Below are 15346 nucleotides of genomic sequence, written 5' to 3'. Positions count from 1 at the left end.
GTCCGGTGACCGACCGGCGAGGGCGGATGCGGCGTCGGGTCAGCGCCCTGACCGGCCACGGGGTGTCCGCGGCCCACGCCGGACCCGCTCGTCGGGGCCGCGGCCCAGGCGCAGGGCGACCACCACACCCCCGACGAGCAGGACTACGCCACCGACCAGGAACGGCCACAGCGGGATCCCACCGGAGGTGCCGCCCGACCCGGCGGCCGGGGCCGGGTTGGGGGTGCCGGCCCCGGGGGTGGTGAGCGTGAAACGGATGGCCCCGGAGACGGGGTGGCCGTCGTCGGACACGATCCGGTAGCCGACCTGGTAAACGCCGGCCGGGCCGAGCGGACGGACCTTCTCTGAGACGGTGTTGGCGTAGACGACCGGCGCCCCGTCCTCCCACCGGGTGCCGCCGGGGCCAACGACGGTCACAGTCGCGAAGCCCTCCCGTACCGGCAGGTCGAAGGTCAGCCGCACCTGTGCGGGTCCGGCGGTGAGCGTGGCGCCGTCGGGCGGGTCGCTGCCGATCAGCACGTTGTGCGCGCTGGCGACCCCGGCCCCCGCGACGAGGGCCGCGATCACCAGCGCGAGCGCGACTGCGAACCGTCTCATCACGGCCGGCCGGCCCGGCGGGAGCGCAGCGCGACGGCCAGGGCGATGGCCAGCCCGATCACGGCGAGCGCGAGCGCGATCCCGCCGAGCCAGCGGGCCGTGGTGTCGGCGGCGCTGGTGTTCGCGGGCTCGGGAGCCGCCGCGTTCATTCCAGACGTGCCGCCGGCCGGGGCAGGGGTGAGGGTGAGTACCGGCGCCGGGTGTTCGGGCTCGGGCTGGCCGGCGGGGGCGGGTGGGGCGTCCCAGGCGACCACGGTGCCGTCGTCGTAGGTCTGCGTTGCGGGCATGACCAACTGGTCGACGTTCGTGGGTAGCGGCCCCATGGAGACGTTGAAGTCGATGAACTCACCTGGGTTGATGCGGGTGCCCAGCGCGCTGGTCCAGGTGATGGTGCGGGGGGCCTCGGTGATGGTGCGCCCCTCGTCCTGGACCGGCGGATCGAGCGGCGCCTTGGTGATCTGTGTTGTCCAGCCCGGCACGGGCATGGTCCGTGCGGAGGTGATCGGGTGGTCGGCGGGAAGGGTGACCTCGAGTTTGACGGTGCCGGCGGTGTCCGACTCGTTGGGCACCCGGAACGCAATCTTGGTGAAGCCGCCCTGGGGGGCGGTGTCGGGGTCGGCGACCACGTGGGCCGAGGCCGGTAGTGCGCTGAACACGGCGACCAGTGCGCCGGTGGCGACAAGCACGCCGGCCCGGGCAAGGGTCCGTTTCATGCTCGATGTCCTGTCGGAGGGGCGCGCGGAGAGCTTCACACGACGCCCGAGTTGGCGAAGGGTGGGCGATCGGGGATGCTCGATTCGGCAGGCGGGCGGCCAGGCCGCGGTGCCGAACACCTCCCGGACGAGGCGTTGCCCGGCGCGATGGGGCCGTGGACAACGATCATGACGAGCGGGTGGCCGGCGCCCGGCGCACGGAGGCCTCTCGGGTCGGGCGCGTGGCCGTCCAAGCCGAACAGCACCAGGTGCACGGCGAGCTGTCCCGCGCCCGTGAGCGCGAGGACGCCGAGCAGTCCCCGCTGCCGGTCGGCCACGGCGGACGAGGCCGCGGCAAGCGCCACCACGGCGATGACCAGCGATGCAGTCTGCGGTGGGCTTCCGCTCCCGGCGACATGCGCGGCAATGGCAAGTAGGGCCGAGACCACCGTGAACGCACAACCCCGCACCGCACGCGGCGGGCCACGTGTGAGGGGAGTCCGGTCTGAGCGGCGGACCACGACGGCAGCCTACGCCGGGGCCCACAGCCTGACGGCCTGCCGATGGCGGGAGCTGTCCGGGACGGTCGACGGCGATCCGGCAGCCCGACGCTGTACGACGGAGCCCACGTGCGGGTGGATGACCACCCTCGAGGCCCGCTGACGTCCGAGCAAGTCTCCCCTTGGCGCCGATCCTGAAATCTGACCCCCTGGCTTAAGGGCCGCGGCGCCACCGGACACGGCAACCCCTACCTGGCCCGACAACCGCATCGGCCCGGACCGCACCGAGCGCAACCGCTTCCGCCAACTCGAGGCCCTCGGCTACAAGGTCTCGAAGACTGGGTTCTGGACCAGGATCGCCCGTCGACCGACGACGAGCGAGACATCGTGGCGGGCTGCTCGCAGCCGGAAGTGGCCGTCCCGTAGAGGATGCTGGAGGCTCGCCGGGACCTCGACCGCCTGGCCGCTGGGCGACAGGTTCACTCGAAGCCGGGATCGTGCGCCTGCGCTGAGTGCGCTCGGCCGATGAGTTCCGGGGCCCGGGCGGGTCTCTCCTCCCGGGACGGGAACGCCCTTGCCCAACAGGCACGCGACCGAAGGGACAACCCATGACCGCCGAGGCACTCTCCGTCACGACCACGGTCCCGGCGCCGACAGACGCAGTGTTCGCGGTCCTCGCCGATCCCGCCAGCCACGCGGCGATCGACGGCACAGGCTGGGTGTGCGGGCCGCTGGACGGCGAGCGACTGACGAGGCCCGGGCAGGTGTTCCGCATGGGCATGTACCACCCCAACCATCCGGACGGCCGGTACGAGATAGCCAACCAGGTCCGGGAAGCTCGATCCGCCCCGCGCGATCTCGTGGGAGCCGGGGACGGAGGACGCCGAGGGGCGCCTCAGTTTCGGCGGCTGGATCTGGCGCTACGACCTCGCGCCGGCAGCGGACGGCGGCACTGAGGTCCGGCTGACATACGACTGGTCGGACGCGACCCCGCAGGCGCGCGAGGTCATCGAGTTCCCGCCGTTCGACGTCGAGCACCTGGAGAACTCGCTGCGCCACCTGGCGGTGCTCGCCACGGCGTAGAAACCGGCTCAGCCGGGCGCGGGGGTCCTCGACGGGATCTACGTCGACAACGGATGCGCGTTCGTCGACTTCGGCGACACGCTCGCCGCTGGCGGGCGCGGTCGATCAAGCGGCCGCGGTCTCCCGCTCATCCGATTCGGATGAGGACCGGCCGCCCGTCAGGACCGACGATCGAGCATGCCGTCGACGTCGGACGCGGACGTCCGACAACCACCCGACCCGGTGGTCCGGACGACTCCAGCCAGCAGATCGAGGAGAAGACCGTCATGACCGACACCTCGCACGCCAGAACCACCACCGGCCCGTCATCGAGCTACACGACGACCCCCGCCACGGGCGTCTCCGGCTGGACCGGCTGGGTCGTCTTCGCCGGCATCATGCTGATCATGCTGGGTGCGTTCCAGGCGATCCAGGGGCTCGTCGCCCTGTTCGACCGCGGCTACTACCTGGTCACCTCGGCCGGCCTGGTCGTCAACGTGGACTACAACGTCTGGGGCTGGGTCCACCTCATCCTCGGCATCCTCGCCGTGGCGACCGGGTTCGGGCTCCTCGCCGGCAACACGGCCGCCCGCGTGGTCGCCATCGTCCTCGCCGTCCTCAGCGCGATCCTGAACCTGGCCTTCATCGCGGCCTACCCGGTCTGGTCCACCATCGTCATCGCCGTGGACATCATCGTGATCTACGCGATCGTGGTCCACGGCCGCGAACTGAAGCGCGACGCGGGGTGAGAGTCGCCCTTCCGCGGGGGATCGACGAGATGGTCCGCCACCGCCGGCCGGGCCACCGGTAGCGGACAGCACACACGCGCCGCTCGGCGCGATCTCCTCGCGGAACGGGCCGCCGTGGTCGGCGCCCGCGGATCGTCCACTCCGGGTGAGGTGCTGCCCCGCAGGTGTGAGGCACGATGGCGGTTCCCGGCGTGAGGATGGCAGCCATGCGCACCCTGCTCGACATCATCCGGCTGATCGGATGCTCGGCGTGATGACCGCTGCGCCGCTCGGGTGGCCGGCCGTGGGGCGACGATGACCGTCGTCGAGGTCATGGACCACGTGGCCGTCGGCTTCGAGTTGCTCGGCGCCGTCCTGCTGATAGTGGGGCTCGTCTGGGCGGTGATCCTCTCCGGGTGGGTCTGGCGGCGGACGGGCCATGGCCGGGTGGCCTTCCAGACGTTGCGCGAGACCTTCGGGGGCGCGCTGCTGTTGGCGATCGAGGTGCTGGTCGCCGCAGACCTGATCCGGACGGTCGCGGTCAACCCCACCCTGGACAACGTCGCGATCCTCGGACTGATCGTGCTGATCCGGACGTTCCTGAGCTTCTCGCTGGAGATCGAGCTCGACGGTGTTGCGCCGTGGCGTCGCGCCCTGGTCGGCGGGGCGGGGCGTCTGGCCGTGGCGACGGCACGTGCGCGCGACCAGGCCGTACCCGCCGTCGACGGTCGGGGGGCCACGACCGAGTGACGCCTCGCATCCGGTGGCCGATCGCCGCGGGCAGGGTGTGACGACCGCGAAATCGACCGGATCGGCGAACACGGCACGACCCAGCTCCGCGGCGAAGGAGGTCACCCCGCTCTGCGATCTCCTTCGCCTTCGCGACCGTGGATCGGGTGCGCGTCAGTCCCGTCGATCGTTGCGGCGCCGATGACGGCGCATCACGGCCGAACCCGAAACCACTGGACCATGAAGACGACGAGCAGCGCGACTCCGGCGAGCGAGGCGATCGCCCCGCCGCTGAGCCCGAGCTTCCGAGGCGAGGATCGGTCTTCGACCGGGGTTGTCAGCGGAACTCCCTACTCTGCCTCAGAGGTTCGTTCGCGCCGCGGCGTGTAGACCTTTGCCTCCGTCTCCTGCCACGCCCCCGCACCCGCGCCGGCAGCGGCCCTGGCCTGCTCCCACTTCAGCCTCGCGAGCTCGTGCGGCGGCAGATCGACCCGGCGGTACCAGCGCCGGCAGGCGGTGACCAGGGCGGCGCCGCCCACCGAGAGCCCGATCAGGCCCAGGAGACCGCCGATCCCGATCAGCAGAGCCGCGGCGAGTACCGCGCTCTGGTTGACGTCCTGCAGTGACCAGTCCGTACGGCGGTCCATCTCGTACTCCCGTCGATCGAGGACGGGCGCGCACAGCGCCCGTCCGCGAAGCGTGCAGGGGCCGGAGCACACGGGCATCACCCGCTCGGGATGATGTCGACACTGCCCGGCTATCCGGAGGAGCCGACCTTCCCGCTCGTCGGGCGGAACCCCGCCGGATCCACGGACCCCGGCGGTGTCGTCTCCCCAGCCCGCGCGGCCTCCTCGGCGAATGCCCGTGCTTCGGCATTGGCCGTGTAGTCGGCGATCTCCCGCATCAGGCCGCGACGGATCTTCGGCTGCTGCGACAGGGCCACCGCGACGACCGTCAGGAGCAGCCACATCGAGACACTGCTGACGACGATCAAGATCGCCGGGATGATCACCTCGCCCAGCCTCGAGGCCAGCTGCTGGGCCGCGAACACCCGCCAGAGGAACATCAGGTTGACCAGGTAACCGATCACGTACGACAACGCGAAGGCGATGAGGAACTGTTTGAGACTGCCGGACTGCCTGCGGTTGCGGACCGGCTCGTCACGGATCGGCAGGACCACCGACAGGACGTTGCCGACGCCCAGCCACAGCACGATGAAGCAGATCATCAGGGCGCACGCCTTGAAGAACGCCCCCAGGTCACCGGCCCGCCAGGCGAGCAGACCGCTGAGCAGGAAGCCGAGCGGTGCGACCAGGCAGATCAGAGCCAGGTTCTTGATCACCAGCAGGTGCCACAGCCGGGCTCCGCCGTCGAGCGCGGCGCGCACGCGCATGGCGTCGAAGCTCATGGCGTTGAGGCACACCGCGCCGCCCATCACCACCGAGATCGCCCACAGGCCGAGATAGGGCAGCCACCGCTGGTCCCGGTCCCATTCGAAGACCCGGATGAACCCCAGATAGAGCAGGCCCAGGGCCAGGCTGATGGCCAGGCTCTTCACCACCGACCGCGGCTTGCGGGTCAGGATGTACTCGATCTCGCCGCGCAGACCGTGCGCCAGCGCCGGCCCGTGCCGGCTCACCGCGTTGCGGCCCGGCAACGGGGTCAGCCCGTCGACCGCCGCCGCTTCGGGTTCCGCCTCACCGGCATCGATCCGCGCGAGGCGAGCCGTGAGCACAGCGAGATGGGCTTCGAGAAGGGCCAGCCGCGCCACCGTCACCGCGGTCACGGCGTCGGCCTCGGCCCGGGCGGCCTCGGCATGACCGGCGCGCGCCGGTTCGACAGCGGCGTCGGGGGCGCGTGAGTCGACCGGCCTCGGACCTGGGCGAGGTGGCGATGCGTCCGCTTCACTGTCCGACGCGCCGGCCACGACAGCGGGTCGCGCCGCGGGGTCCGAACCGACGTCGAGGAAGGCGGCCCGCAGGCGGGCCAGCCTGCCCGCCGGTTCGGCCACTGCACCGGATCGCCGCTCGAGGTCGCGCTGCTCGTCGATCGCGCGTCGAACCTTGCGGCTCAGGGCTTCGACGTCGGCGCGTTCCTTCCACTTCGACGCGAGTGCCGCGCGTTCCGCCGCGCCTGCGCGTTCGACCAGCTCGGTCAGATCATCGACGGCTGACATGGCACCTCCTGCTGCGGAGAACCGCCCGCGATCGGCTCGGTGTGCTCCCGCGGGCCCCGTGATCAGGCGACGTACACCACGCTCGGACCGGCGTCGAACCTGTGACCGCCCATGGACCTCGCCGCGTTGCCGCCGCCGGCGACGGTGCTTCCGACTGCGGTCCTGCGCATCACCCGGAAGTGACTATCCCGCGCGGACCCCTGCGCCGGTCCGGAGGGTCTGAGCCCTACAGATCCCCCCGGGCGGTCACCCGGCCGCCTGCGATGGCGTCGACCAATGCCGAGTGGTCCCGCTCGTTCTGGTCGGCGCGTAGGCACGGCGATCGCTCAGCGGACGGGCTCAGGGACGACGGTCTTGGACCCGGCGGGTGCGGCCGCCGCCGGTAACCCGTGGTCGAGATCCGTCAACGACGGGGTCGTCCGGCGGTCGGTCATCCCAGGCCTCCTCGTGTCGCCTCCTCGGCACCGGAGTGTCGGAGAGGCATCACCCCGCGGGGATGACCGGCGGTGGCGGGGAAAGCCGGGCTGCCATCACATGCGCGACGACGACGGAGACGATCACCAGCGGCATCACCGCCAGGCCGTCGGAGAACAGCAGCAGCGTGGCCAGCAGGACGGCTGTCATCGGGAGCCGCAGCATGACCACGCCCATCGCGCCGATCCCCATCGCCACCCCCGCCACCAGCGGCAGCCCAGGGAGATGCGAGATCGCGACCCCGCCCGCCGCCCCGAGGAAGATCGCGGGGAAGACGGGCCCGCCCCGGAAGCCCGCAAGGCACAGCCCGTACCCGATCCCCTTGCAGGCGAGCAGCAGGAGCAGGGCCGGGACGGAGTAGCCGGCGGCGCCTTGCAGCATCGGGCCCAGACTCGCTTCCCCCGAGAACAACACGTCCGTCGCGGCACGCCCGGTCAGGGCGGTGTACGTGATCGCGAGGCCCGCGACGGTGATCCCGAGCACGGGCGCGGCCAGCACGATCCTGCCCTCGACGTGCGGCCGGACCAGGAGGGCGAGCCGCCGGACCGCCGTGCCGGCGCCTGCCGCGAGGAGCCCGATCACGATCGCCCAGCCGAACTGGGCGAAGTCGGGCCGCTCGAAGCCCGGCAGCCCCGGAAGGGCGAGCGATGACACCCCGAGACCGGTCAGCGCGTCCAGCCCCAGGAACACCAGCGACCCGATCCCGGCCGCGAGCAGGCCCGGGAGCAGCACCAGCCCGAGTGTCGCGCCCCCGAGCAGCGAGGCCTCTCCTTCGATCGGTGCCCGGACCCGAGCGCACCGTGCCGCCTCCGGCCCGCGGCGGCACCGCCCGTGCCGGGTGAGGCGAATGTCCGCCCCGCGGCTCCCGCACGGCTCACCCGCCCGGGATGAGGAGCCGGCAGCGCCGTTGGTGTCCGCTGGTGCCCGATGACGCCCGTCCGGTACCGGGGCCTCTCCCGATCGGTACGCAGGCGGCTCCTCGCCGTATCGCTGCTCCGCTCCGCCGCGGCCGTAGCCGTGCTGCTGCTCGTCTACTACCTGGCGCCGTTGGACCAACCGATCAACCTGGTGGCCGGGATCGAGTTCGGGACGGGGCTGCTCGCCTTCGCGTTGATCCTCGCCTGGCAGGTGCGGGCGATCCTGAACTCGCACGTTCCCCGCCTGCAGGCGGGACAGACCGTCGCCGTCGGCCTGCCGATGCTCCTGGTCGGTTTCGCCGCGAGCTACGTGGTCATCGCCTCGAACACGCCGGACAGCTTCACCGAACCGCTCAGCCGCACCGACGCCCTCTACTTCACCGTCGCCGTGTTCGCCACCGTCGGGTTCGGGGACATCGCCCCGCGCAGCGAGGTCGCCCGGGTCGTCACGACGATCCAGATGCTCACCGGCCTCGTCGTGGTCGGCCTGATCGCGAAGGTGCTGATCGGGGCAGTCCACCTGGCCGAACGCCGCCGGGACGACGCTCCCCCACAGGACGGGCCACCCGGGCACTGAACGGATCGGACGGTCAGCCGACCGCACGCGGCAGGGTGGCGTCGGCCTTGTCGACGATCACCCGGCCGAGCGGGACCAGCGAGACCGGGATCAGCTTGAGGTTCGCAACGGCCAGCGGGATCCCGATGATCGTCAGCGCGAGGGCCACCGCCGTCGTCAGGTGGGCCAGCGCCAGCCACCAGCCGGCGAACAGGATCCAGATGACGTTCCCGATCGTGGACGGCGCTCCGGCGTCCGGTCGCTTGACCAGCTCGCGGCCGAAGGGCCAGAGGGCGAAGTCCGCGATGCGGAACGCCGCCAGCCCGAAGGGGATCGTGACGATGAGGATGCAGCAGACGATCCCGGCGGCCAGGTATCCGAGCGCGAGCCAGATCCCGCAGAGCAGCAGCCAGATGACGTTGAGCACGATTCGCATGGCACGGTCCTCACGGCAGGGACCTACATCGTGCCTCTGAGCGGGACGCGCGGCCTCACCCGCGGCGTATGAGTTCTGCCCGTCCCGGGACCTCTACGTGCAGGAGTCGTTCCTGGTGCGGGAAGCGTCGGTCATGTGGTTCACCTCGGTCTGCATGAAGCCGGACCACGCGGGCATCGACCTGGGCCCGGAGGCGGCCACGCGGATCCCACGTGCCCGCGGTCAGCTCGCCGGAGAGACGGGATCGAGGAAGGCCGCCACCAGGGCCGAGGCTCCGCTGAAGATGCGGTGGTCGCGGCATTTCGCGACGTCTCGGGCGAGCTTGGGAGAGGTGCCTGCCCATTCATCCGGGCATGCCCACCGCGTGCCAGCGACTGCAAGAACTGATGTTGGTTCCCGAGCGGCTCAGTTTTCGGCGTCGGCCGGTGGGTGTAGCCGGTCACCGCCCGCGGGCATGTTGACGGCCGGCGCTGGTGGTGAGCAAGCGGGCGACGTCGGCGAGTTTGATGTTGGTGTCCTGGGAGGAGCGCACGAGCATCTGAAAGGCCTGGTCCCCCTCGACCCCGAACCTTTCCATGAGGATGCCTTTGGCCTGCCCGATCACGTCGCGGGTGTCCAGGGCTCGGCTCATCTGGGCCGCATGGTCGGCACCGTAGAGCAGCAGCCCTGCCTGAACCCCGAACAAGCCGGCCATGGTGCGGGCGGAGTCGTCGAACGCCCCTGGCGTGTGCGAGTAGAGGTTGAGCGCCGCGCGGGTGCCACCGTTGGTGGACAGCTGGGTCGACATCAACGACCGGTACCCGTGCTCGACCGCCTGCGGGGCGAAACGCGGCCACCGGTCGGCGTCCGGTGCCTCGGCCAGGTCCCGGGCCAGGATGACCCCGTCCTCAGCGGGGCCTTCGACGGCGGTGCTGCACGGTCCCTCGTGGAGCAGCGCCTGTAGCTCGTCGAGCTTGTGGACGTCCTCGTTGGTGGGGCAATGGGAGGTGATGTGGCCGTTCTCGGTCATCGAGATCCCGCCGGCGTCGGCGCCGGGCACGGTGTCCACCGCTGCGGCCACGATGTAGTCGAGGGTCTGTTCGAGATCGCTGATGCTGCGCCGGGCGACCAGATCACGCGCGGCACTGCGGAGGGCTTTGACGAGGCCGTCGCTCTGTTCTGGCTGCATCATGCGGGTACCTCCTTGTGCCAAACGGGGTACGGGGTGCAGCACGTAGACGTGTGCTGGCACGGCAGAGCCGAGGTGGCATGCGCTGCGCTCTACCCCACCGGTGACTCGGTGGCCGGGGACGCACATGGACGACGGATACCGGGAACGCATGACGACGAAGACCTGCGCTCCGTGTCCGGGCAACAGCCGTGTGTGCGACCGCTGCTCGGGAGGCTACGCGCCAAACCCGACGGTGTCTTCGAAGGCGCGGTACAACCGCGGGCTCGAAGCCGGTCCGAGGACCCGATCAGCAGGAGGCACGAATCGTCCGTAGCGTCCCTGTCGGAGTTGTGAGCGGCGCCCGGGGCCGTGCAGCTCAAGGCCTCGGCGGTTGGGCACACAGCCGTCGAGGCCGCCCAGCGAGCGTCCCGCGTCAGGCGAGTTGTCCCCTAAGCCCGCCGTCCTGCCGGCGCCGGCACCGGTGGATCCGCTGGGTGCAGCCCGGTCTCGGGGCCGAATCGGCAACGCGGCGCGGCAGTGGCGCAGGACGTGAGCTGTGAGGACCTGGCCCAGGCCGGGCCCAAGCGTGCAGCAGAGAGGTCGCCGCCCACCCGGGCCTGGTAATGCGCGACCACGGGCGTCTCGTCGGGGGCACCGACGACGCCTGGCCGCCACTTTCACTGTCACATGCCACGTCCGGCGATCGCCATGTCCAACGACGATCAGCTCAGCATGCCGTCGACGCGCCCGCGGACGACTCGAGACCCCTCCCGGTGGGTGGTCGGCCGAACCCGGGTGACCCGGTGCACTGTCAAGCGAACCGGTCCTGGTACTCGCGATCGCCATCGACTCGATGCTCACCCCGTGGAGTGAGGGCCGGGACTGCGAGACCGCCGGTCGCGTACGGGACTCAGGCCTCGTCCAGCGCTTCACCGAAGCTGCGCAACAGCGCGTGGTGACGGTTGTGGGCGAGGATATGACCGACCGTCAACACCGCCGCGACCGGCCATTCGATGATCTCGATCAGTGCCAGCGTCGCGACGCCGCCCAGGAACGCGACCTGGTCCAGTGGAGGCAGGTGCAGATGCCCGATGCCGGGCATCTCGATATGGATCTCGTTCTGTGCCATGGCATTCGCAACTGCCTCTCTCCCCGGTGGGGCGGTTCGGGCGTGCTGCACCGGCGGACCGACCGGTATCGAGGGTCGTCGCGGAATCGGCTGTCGCCATCGATGCGCTCCTCTCACTCCGATCTGATCCAGCATGATGCGGCGCTGCGGTCCCCGCCTCACCTCAACGAGGTGATTGCCCGCGGCATCCGCTCATCCGGGTAGTAGCCGATCATCCGGACGGGCTGCGGGGCCGTGCAAACCTCGCATCAGTGATCTGCTCAGTGCGTCATGTTCGCCGAGAACGAGCAGGTCGCGGTCGCGGACAACTTCATCGCGCCCTGGGCCCGACCGCCTACCAGTTCATGCCCGGCCGGGTGCTGCGCGGCCCCGGGTTCGACGTCGATGACGAGAACGCGACGTATGTGTACAAGGCCAGGAGGAGATGGTCTGGCCCCAACGACGACCGAGGCCGGCTCATCGGCGAAGACGTCTTGCGAGATCGGCCCCGCCAAGGCCGAGATCATCAACCTCGACCCCGCCGACGTCATCACCCCGCAGAAGGCCGCCGAGAGGCTGGCACCGTTGATCCAGCCGCTCCCCCGTTCGACGAGGCGGTCACCGGACACGAGGCGATCCCGGGGCCACGCACCGGCCAGCGAGAGGTGGTCACGGCACGAGCTCGGTGCCCAGCCGGGTCCCGCCAAGTGCTCACCGAGATCATGCGCGGTCTCTCGAGCTGACGTCGGCCGGGGCGGGCCGGACGGCCGGCATGCTGCTCGCCGATCTGGGCGCGGACGTTGCCCGGTTACCAGTTACACCAAAGATCAGACACTCCCCAGCCCGGTGGTGCCGGAGGAGAACAGCACCCACAGCGGATGCTCGAAGGCATCGGATCGAACTCCAACGGCGCACGGGAGCGCTCGGCGAGCGCGTCGGGCCAGCTGCGCGCGGTCGGCACGGGGGTCGTGCCGTCGAGCGCGAGACGCGGCGTGTGGCGAGGCCCCCGCACCGGCGCGGGCGCAGGCCCGCTCGATTTCACGGTCAGGCAGAAACCCGCGCTCGGCCGTAGCGCCGGCACCGGCACCGGCGTAGGACTGACGCCGACGCAGCGACGGCAGCCTCCGGGAAGGACGAGCATGCGCGCGTGCGCGACACCGGCCACCAGCAGCGTCCTGCACGCGCTCGCAGCGGCACGGGCAGCAGCACCAGCTGCGCTCGATCGGGTGCGATTGATCTTCGGCGCCCGCGACACCGCACCTCGTTCTGGATGCCCGGGGGAAGCCCAGCTCAGGTCTGCCGTCCTCGGCGTCGTGATGGTCCGGCTGCGACAAGGAGATGGTCATGCCTGACACGCCTCAAGACGTCCTCGCGCTCGCGCAGGAGCAGGCCGCCCGGATCGTGGACCTCCGGTTCTGCGATCTCCCCGGGCTGATGCAGCATTTCTCCATTCCCGTCGAGGAGCTCACGGAGGAAGCGTTCGAGTCGGGCTACGGCTTCGACGGCTCGTCGATCCGGGGGTTCCAGGCGATCCACGAGTCCGACATGCTCCTGATGCCGGACCCGCGGACGGCGGTGATGGACCCGTTCCGCGAGGCGCCCACCATACAGATCCACTGCTTCGTCACCGACCCCTTGACGGGGGAGAACTACTCTCGAGATCCGCGCTACGTCGCCAGGAAGGCGGAGGCCCATCTGAAGGAGACCGGAATCGCGGACGTCTCCTACTGGGGTCCCGAGCTGGAGTTCTATATCTTCGACGGGGCCCGCTTCGACCAGAACCAGCACGAGGGCTACTACCACATCGAGTCGGTCGAGGGCGTCTGGGCGTCAGGAGAACCGGGGAGTCGCGGCTACCGTCCTCGGTACAAGGAGGGGTACTTCCCCGTTCCCCCATGGACCAGCACCAGGACCTGCGCAGCGAGATGGCCCTGACCCTCATGGATCTGGGCATCCCGATCGAGGTCCAGCACCACGAGGTGGGCACGGCCGGCCAGGCCGAGATGGACATGCGGTTCTCGTCCCTGCTGTCCATGGCGGACAACGTCATGAACTACAAGTACGTGGTCAAGAACGTCGCCTGGAGGGTGGGCAAGACAGCGACCTTCATGCCCAAGCCGGTCTTCGCCGACAACGGCTCGGGCATGCACGTCCACCAGTCGTTGTGGAGGAACGGGCAGAACATCTTCTACGACGAGGCGGGGTACGCGGGATTCAGCGACGTGGGCCGGTACTACATCGGCGGGCTCCTTGCGCACTCGCCTGCGCTGTTGGCGTTCTGCGCACCGACCACCAACTCCTACCGCCGCCTGGTGCCCGGCTTCGAGGCGCCGATCAACCTCGTCTACTCGCAGCGCAATCGCTCGGCCTGCGTGCGCATCCCGATGTACATCCAGAGCGCGAAGGCGAAGCGACTCGAATACCGCTGTCCCGACCCGACCGCGAACCCCTACCTCGCCTTCACCGCGATGCTGCAGGCGGGCCTCGACGGGATCCGGAACAAGATCGAGCCCCCGGATCCGATCGACCGGGACCTCTACGAGCTCGAGCCCGAGGAGGCGGCGGACGTCAAACAGGTGCCGGGGTCACTGGAGGCCGTCCTGGACGCCCTGGAGGCAGATCACGACTTCCTGCTCGAGGGCGGGGTCTTCACCGACGACCTGATCGAGACCTGGCTCGACTACAAGCGCAGCAAGGAGCTGGACCAGATCCGCTTGCGCCCGCATCCCTGGGAGTTCATGCTCTACTACGATCTGTGAGATCCACTTGTGCGCTGTCCTGCGCATCGTCTAGTTGATCACCTCCTGAGTCCGGAGATCGAAGCATGGATCGCCGACCGGATCGAGGTCGCGGCCGAGTTGGGTGTCGGCCTCGGTCTGAAGGCGTGTGAGGGCCTTCTCAGCCTCCTTGTAGGAAACGCGCTCCGCGCCCTCACGCGCCGCCTTCGTCCGGGCCTCCGGGATTGGCACGGTCTCGTGGAGCATGATCCGCTCGCCGGGTGCTCGGATCGGATCGGGCCGAGATCCGAGCCTGCCACCCGTTCTCGTGTCGGCGGATGCCTCGACTGCGGCCAAGCGGTGTCTCGCTCGTGGCCATGATCCGAATGTCGACCCACCGCCGGCGCGGTCACCGGAGGCAGGTGGGGCCAGGCCGTCGTCTCGGTCGGCGACCTTCAACCAGCGTTGCAGGCAGGACTCCGAGATCCCGAAGTCGCGGGCGACCTGAGAGATCGACGCCTCGCCCTTGCGGGCCACGGCGATCATGTCACGCCGGAACTCCGGCGGGAACGGCTTGGGCACGATGCTGATCCTTCCAGCGAGGCCGCAGCCTCACAGGCAAGGAGTCAACCGAACCGGGGGCAGTCCCCATCGGTACATCCGCGGGTCATTGCTCCCGGGGAGATGGGGGTTGGCCAGGTGTGGCAACGACCAGGCCTGCGGACTCGGCCGCGCTGGTGAGCCGGTGATCGTAGGCCACGAATGCTGTCAGCTGCTCGCTGAGCAGTACCGCTGACGCCAGGTGCAGCGCATCGGGAGTCCGCAGCAGCGGTTCACCGAGGTCACAGGCGAGATCTTGCACCGCGCGATCAAGAGGGACCAGGTCGAGGTCGCCGACCACCGCGCGGGCCTCGGTCAGGACTCGGCCGCCGACCCGCCGCGCGGCCCGCAGAACCTCGACCCGTCCCAGCTCGCTGGTGACCACAGGTTGCTCAGGACGCAGGGCCAGCCACTCACCCAGCGCCTCGGTCTCGCCCTCCACCCGGACCAACTTCATCAGCGCCGAGGAGTCCAGGTAGATCACAGCCGATCCTCGCGCTCGGCGTCGAGCAGTTCCTGGTTGGTGGGCTCGTCGGCCGCGATCGGCACCGGATGAGGTGACCGCAGGCGCCCGGTCGGGCTGGACGCGGGTATGAGCTTTCCGGCCGCGATCAGGCGATCCCTCGCGGCGTAGGAGCGGTGAGCCGGCACCAGCAGGGCGACCAGTTCGCCCCGCTCGGTCACCTCTACCGTCTCGCCGCCCTTCACCAGAGCGAGATAGCGCGACGCGTTCTGTCGAAGTTCACGGACACCGATGCGCTGCACAACCAGAGCGTAGCACATGATGTGCTACCCATATTCCGTACTCGTACCCAGCCAGGACGGCGAGGAAGGGAGCGATGCGACGAGGCACGAGTGCTGGTCCTGCTGATGTGGATCCGGTGGCAGCACACTCCCGGCGCCA

At 70.1% G+C, this 15346-nt stretch carries 17 protein-coding genes and 2 pseudogenes; 6 read left to right on the top strand and 13 right to left on the bottom strand.

The window, feature by feature from the left end:
* Positions 1-39: 39 nt before the first annotated feature.
* The 3 genes from WBK50_RS09420 to WBK50_RS09410 are packed head-to-tail and all read right to left on the bottom strand — an operon-like array spanning position 40 to position 1738.
* Entirely contained in the window at positions 40-597 is a 558-nt protein-coding gene (locus tag WBK50_RS09420) for a copper resistance CopC family protein (RefSeq protein ID WP_341335224.1), read from the bottom strand.
* Entirely contained in the window at positions 597-1310 is a 714-nt protein-coding gene (locus WBK50_RS09415) for a YcnI family copper-binding membrane protein (RefSeq protein WP_341335223.1), read from the bottom strand. Before WBK50_RS09415 ends, WBK50_RS09420 begins: the two co-directional genes overlap by 1 nt.
* A 35-nt stretch (positions 1311-1345) precedes the next feature.
* A complete protein-coding gene (locus tag WBK50_RS09410) occupies positions 1346-1738 on the bottom strand; it encodes a hypothetical protein (protein ID WP_341335222.1) in 393 nt (130 codons plus the stop codon).
* A gap of 659 nt (positions 1739-2397) precedes the next feature.
* On the opposite strand from WBK50_RS09410, the gene WBK50_RS09405 reads away from it, so the two are divergent.
* From WBK50_RS09405 to WBK50_RS09395, 3 genes are all read left to right on the top strand, one after another.
* Complete coding sequence (locus tag WBK50_RS09405) at positions 2398-2745, top strand: hypothetical protein (RefSeq protein WP_341335221.1); 348 nt, start codon at positions 2398-2400, stop codon at positions 2743-2745.
* Positions 2746-3138: 393 nt separating this feature from the next.
* Positions 3139-3600 (top strand): DUF7144 family membrane protein, encoded by a 462-nt coding sequence (locus tag WBK50_RS09400; RefSeq protein WP_341335220.1) that lies wholly within the window; start codon positions 3139-3141, stop codon positions 3598-3600.
* Between the two features lie 294 nt (positions 3601-3894).
* A complete protein-coding gene (locus tag WBK50_RS09395) occupies positions 3895-4329 on the top strand; it encodes a DUF1622 domain-containing protein (protein ID WP_341335219.1) in 435 nt (144 codons plus the stop codon).
* Between the two features lie 329 nt (positions 4330-4658).
* Here the strand turns inward: WBK50_RS09395 and WBK50_RS09390 are convergent, their stop codons facing one another.
* From WBK50_RS09390 to WBK50_RS09380, 3 genes are all read right to left on the bottom strand, one after another.
* Positions 4659-4955, bottom strand: coding sequence for a hypothetical protein (locus tag WBK50_RS09390; protein ID WP_341335218.1), 297 nt, complete (start codon positions 4953-4955; stop codon positions 4659-4661).
* Positions 4956-5065: 110 nt separating this feature from the next.
* The gene (locus WBK50_RS09385; protein WP_341335217.1) at positions 5066-6484 is read right to left on the bottom strand and encodes a hypothetical protein; all 1419 of its coding nucleotides are present in this window, start codon (positions 6482-6484) and stop codon (positions 5066-5068) included.
* 483 nt (positions 6485-6967) lie between these two features.
* Positions 6968-7690, bottom strand: a complete 723-nt coding sequence (locus WBK50_RS09380; protein WP_341335216.1) for a chloride channel protein — start codon at positions 7688-7690, stop codon at positions 6968-6970.
* 195 nt (positions 7691-7885) lie between these two features.
* On the opposite strand from WBK50_RS09380, the gene WBK50_RS09375 reads away from it, so the two are divergent.
* A complete protein-coding gene (locus WBK50_RS09375; RefSeq protein WP_341335215.1) occupies positions 7886-8452 on the top strand; it encodes a potassium channel family protein in 567 nt (188 codons plus the stop codon).
* 13 nt (positions 8453-8465) lie between these two features.
* On the opposite strand, the gene WBK50_RS09370 is transcribed toward WBK50_RS09375, so the two are convergent.
* From WBK50_RS09370 to WBK50_RS09355, 4 genes are all read right to left on the bottom strand, one after another.
* Entirely contained in the window at positions 8466-8867 is a 402-nt protein-coding gene (locus WBK50_RS09370; RefSeq protein ID WP_341335214.1) for a YccF domain-containing protein, read from the bottom strand.
* Positions 8868-9306: 439 nt separating this feature from the next.
* Positions 9307-10080, bottom strand: a complete 774-nt coding sequence (locus WBK50_RS09365; protein WP_341335213.1) for a GAF and ANTAR domain-containing protein — start codon at positions 10078-10080, stop codon at positions 9307-9309.
* Positions 10081-10927: 847 nt separating this feature from the next.
* Positions 10928-11146 (bottom strand): hypothetical protein, encoded by a 219-nt coding sequence (locus WBK50_RS09360; protein WP_297654330.1) that lies wholly within the window; start codon positions 11144-11146, stop codon positions 10928-10930.
* Between the two features lie 260 nt (positions 11147-11406).
* Entirely contained in the window at positions 11407-11754 is a 348-nt protein-coding gene (locus WBK50_RS09355) for a hypothetical protein (RefSeq protein WP_341335212.1), read from the bottom strand.
* A 249-nt stretch (positions 11755-12003) separates the two neighbouring features.
* Here WBK50_RS09355 and WBK50_RS09350 point away from each other — a divergent pair, with 249 nt between their 5' ends.
* A complete protein-coding gene (locus WBK50_RS09350) occupies positions 12004-12477 on the top strand; it encodes a hypothetical protein (RefSeq protein WP_341335211.1) in 474 nt (157 codons plus the stop codon).
* Positions 12470-13884, top strand: a pseudogene (glnA, locus tag WBK50_RS09345) (type I glutamate--ammonia ligase). The gene WBK50_RS09350 and the pseudogene glnA overlap by 8 nt, the downstream one beginning before the upstream one ends.
* Before the next feature lie 365 nt (positions 13885-14249).
* Here glnA and WBK50_RS09340 read toward each other — a convergent pair.
* From WBK50_RS09340 to WBK50_RS09330, 3 genes and pseudogenes are all read right to left on the bottom strand, one after another.
* Positions 14250-14424, bottom strand: a pseudogene (locus WBK50_RS09340) (transposase); the annotation flags it as partial.
* Positions 14425-14509: 85 nt separating this feature from the next.
* Positions 14510-14926: a type II toxin-antitoxin system VapC family toxin gene (locus WBK50_RS09335; RefSeq protein ID WP_341335210.1), complete on the bottom strand. Its 417-nt coding sequence runs from the start codon at positions 14924-14926 to the stop codon at positions 14510-14512.
* On the bottom strand, positions 14923-15207 hold the full coding sequence (locus WBK50_RS09330; protein ID WP_341335209.1) for a type II toxin-antitoxin system Phd/YefM family antitoxin: 285 nt from the start codon (positions 15205-15207) through the stop codon (positions 14923-14925). Before WBK50_RS09330 ends, WBK50_RS09335 begins: the two co-directional genes overlap by 4 nt.
* Between the last annotated feature and the right edge of the window lie 139 nt (positions 15208-15346).

This window comes from Pseudonocardia sp. T1-2H (genome assembly GCF_038039215.1).
Taxonomy (GTDB): Bacteria; Actinomycetota; Actinomycetes; order Mycobacteriales; family Pseudonocardiaceae; genus Pseudonocardia.
Note: the sequence above shows the minus strand (reverse complement) of the source record. Positions and strands in the feature narration are given on the sequence as shown.

Coding starts and splice junctions, on each gene's coding strand:
- WBK50_RS09370 (WP_341335214.1), bottom strand. CDS start 8,867: ATGCGAATCGTGCTCAACGTCATCTGGCTGCTGCTCTGCGGGATCTGG.
- WBK50_RS09360 (WP_297654330.1), bottom strand. CDS start 11,146: ATGGCACAGAACGAGATCCATATCGAGATGCCCGGCATCGGGCATCTG.
- WBK50_RS09415 (WP_341335223.1), bottom strand. CDS start 1,310: ATGAAACGGACCCTTGCCCGGGCCGGCGTGCTTGTCGCCACCGGCGCA.
- WBK50_RS09385 (WP_341335217.1), bottom strand. CDS start 6,484: ATGTCAGCCGTCGATGATCTGACCGAGCTGGTCGAACGCGCAGGCGCG.
- WBK50_RS09400 (WP_341335220.1), top strand. CDS start 3,139: ATGACCGACACCTCGCACGCCAGAACCACCACCGGCCCGTCATCGAGC.
- WBK50_RS09375 (WP_341335215.1), top strand. CDS start 7,886: ATGACGCCCGTCCGGTACCGGGGCCTCTCCCGATCGGTACGCAGGCGG.
- WBK50_RS09395 (WP_341335219.1), top strand. CDS start 3,895: ATGACCGTCGTCGAGGTCATGGACCACGTGGCCGTCGGCTTCGAGTTG.
- WBK50_RS09420 (WP_341335224.1), bottom strand. CDS start 597: ATGAGACGGTTCGCAGTCGCGCTCGCGCTGGTGATCGCGGCCCTCGTC.
- WBK50_RS09390 (WP_341335218.1), bottom strand. CDS start 4,955: ATGGACCGCCGTACGGACTGGTCACTGCAGGACGTCAACCAGAGCGCG.
- WBK50_RS09405 (WP_341335221.1), top strand. CDS start 2,398: ATGACCGCCGAGGCACTCTCCGTCACGACCACGGTCCCGGCGCCGACA.
- WBK50_RS09350 (WP_341335211.1), top strand. CDS start 12,004: ATGCTCGAAGGCATCGGATCGAACTCCAACGGCGCACGGGAGCGCTCG.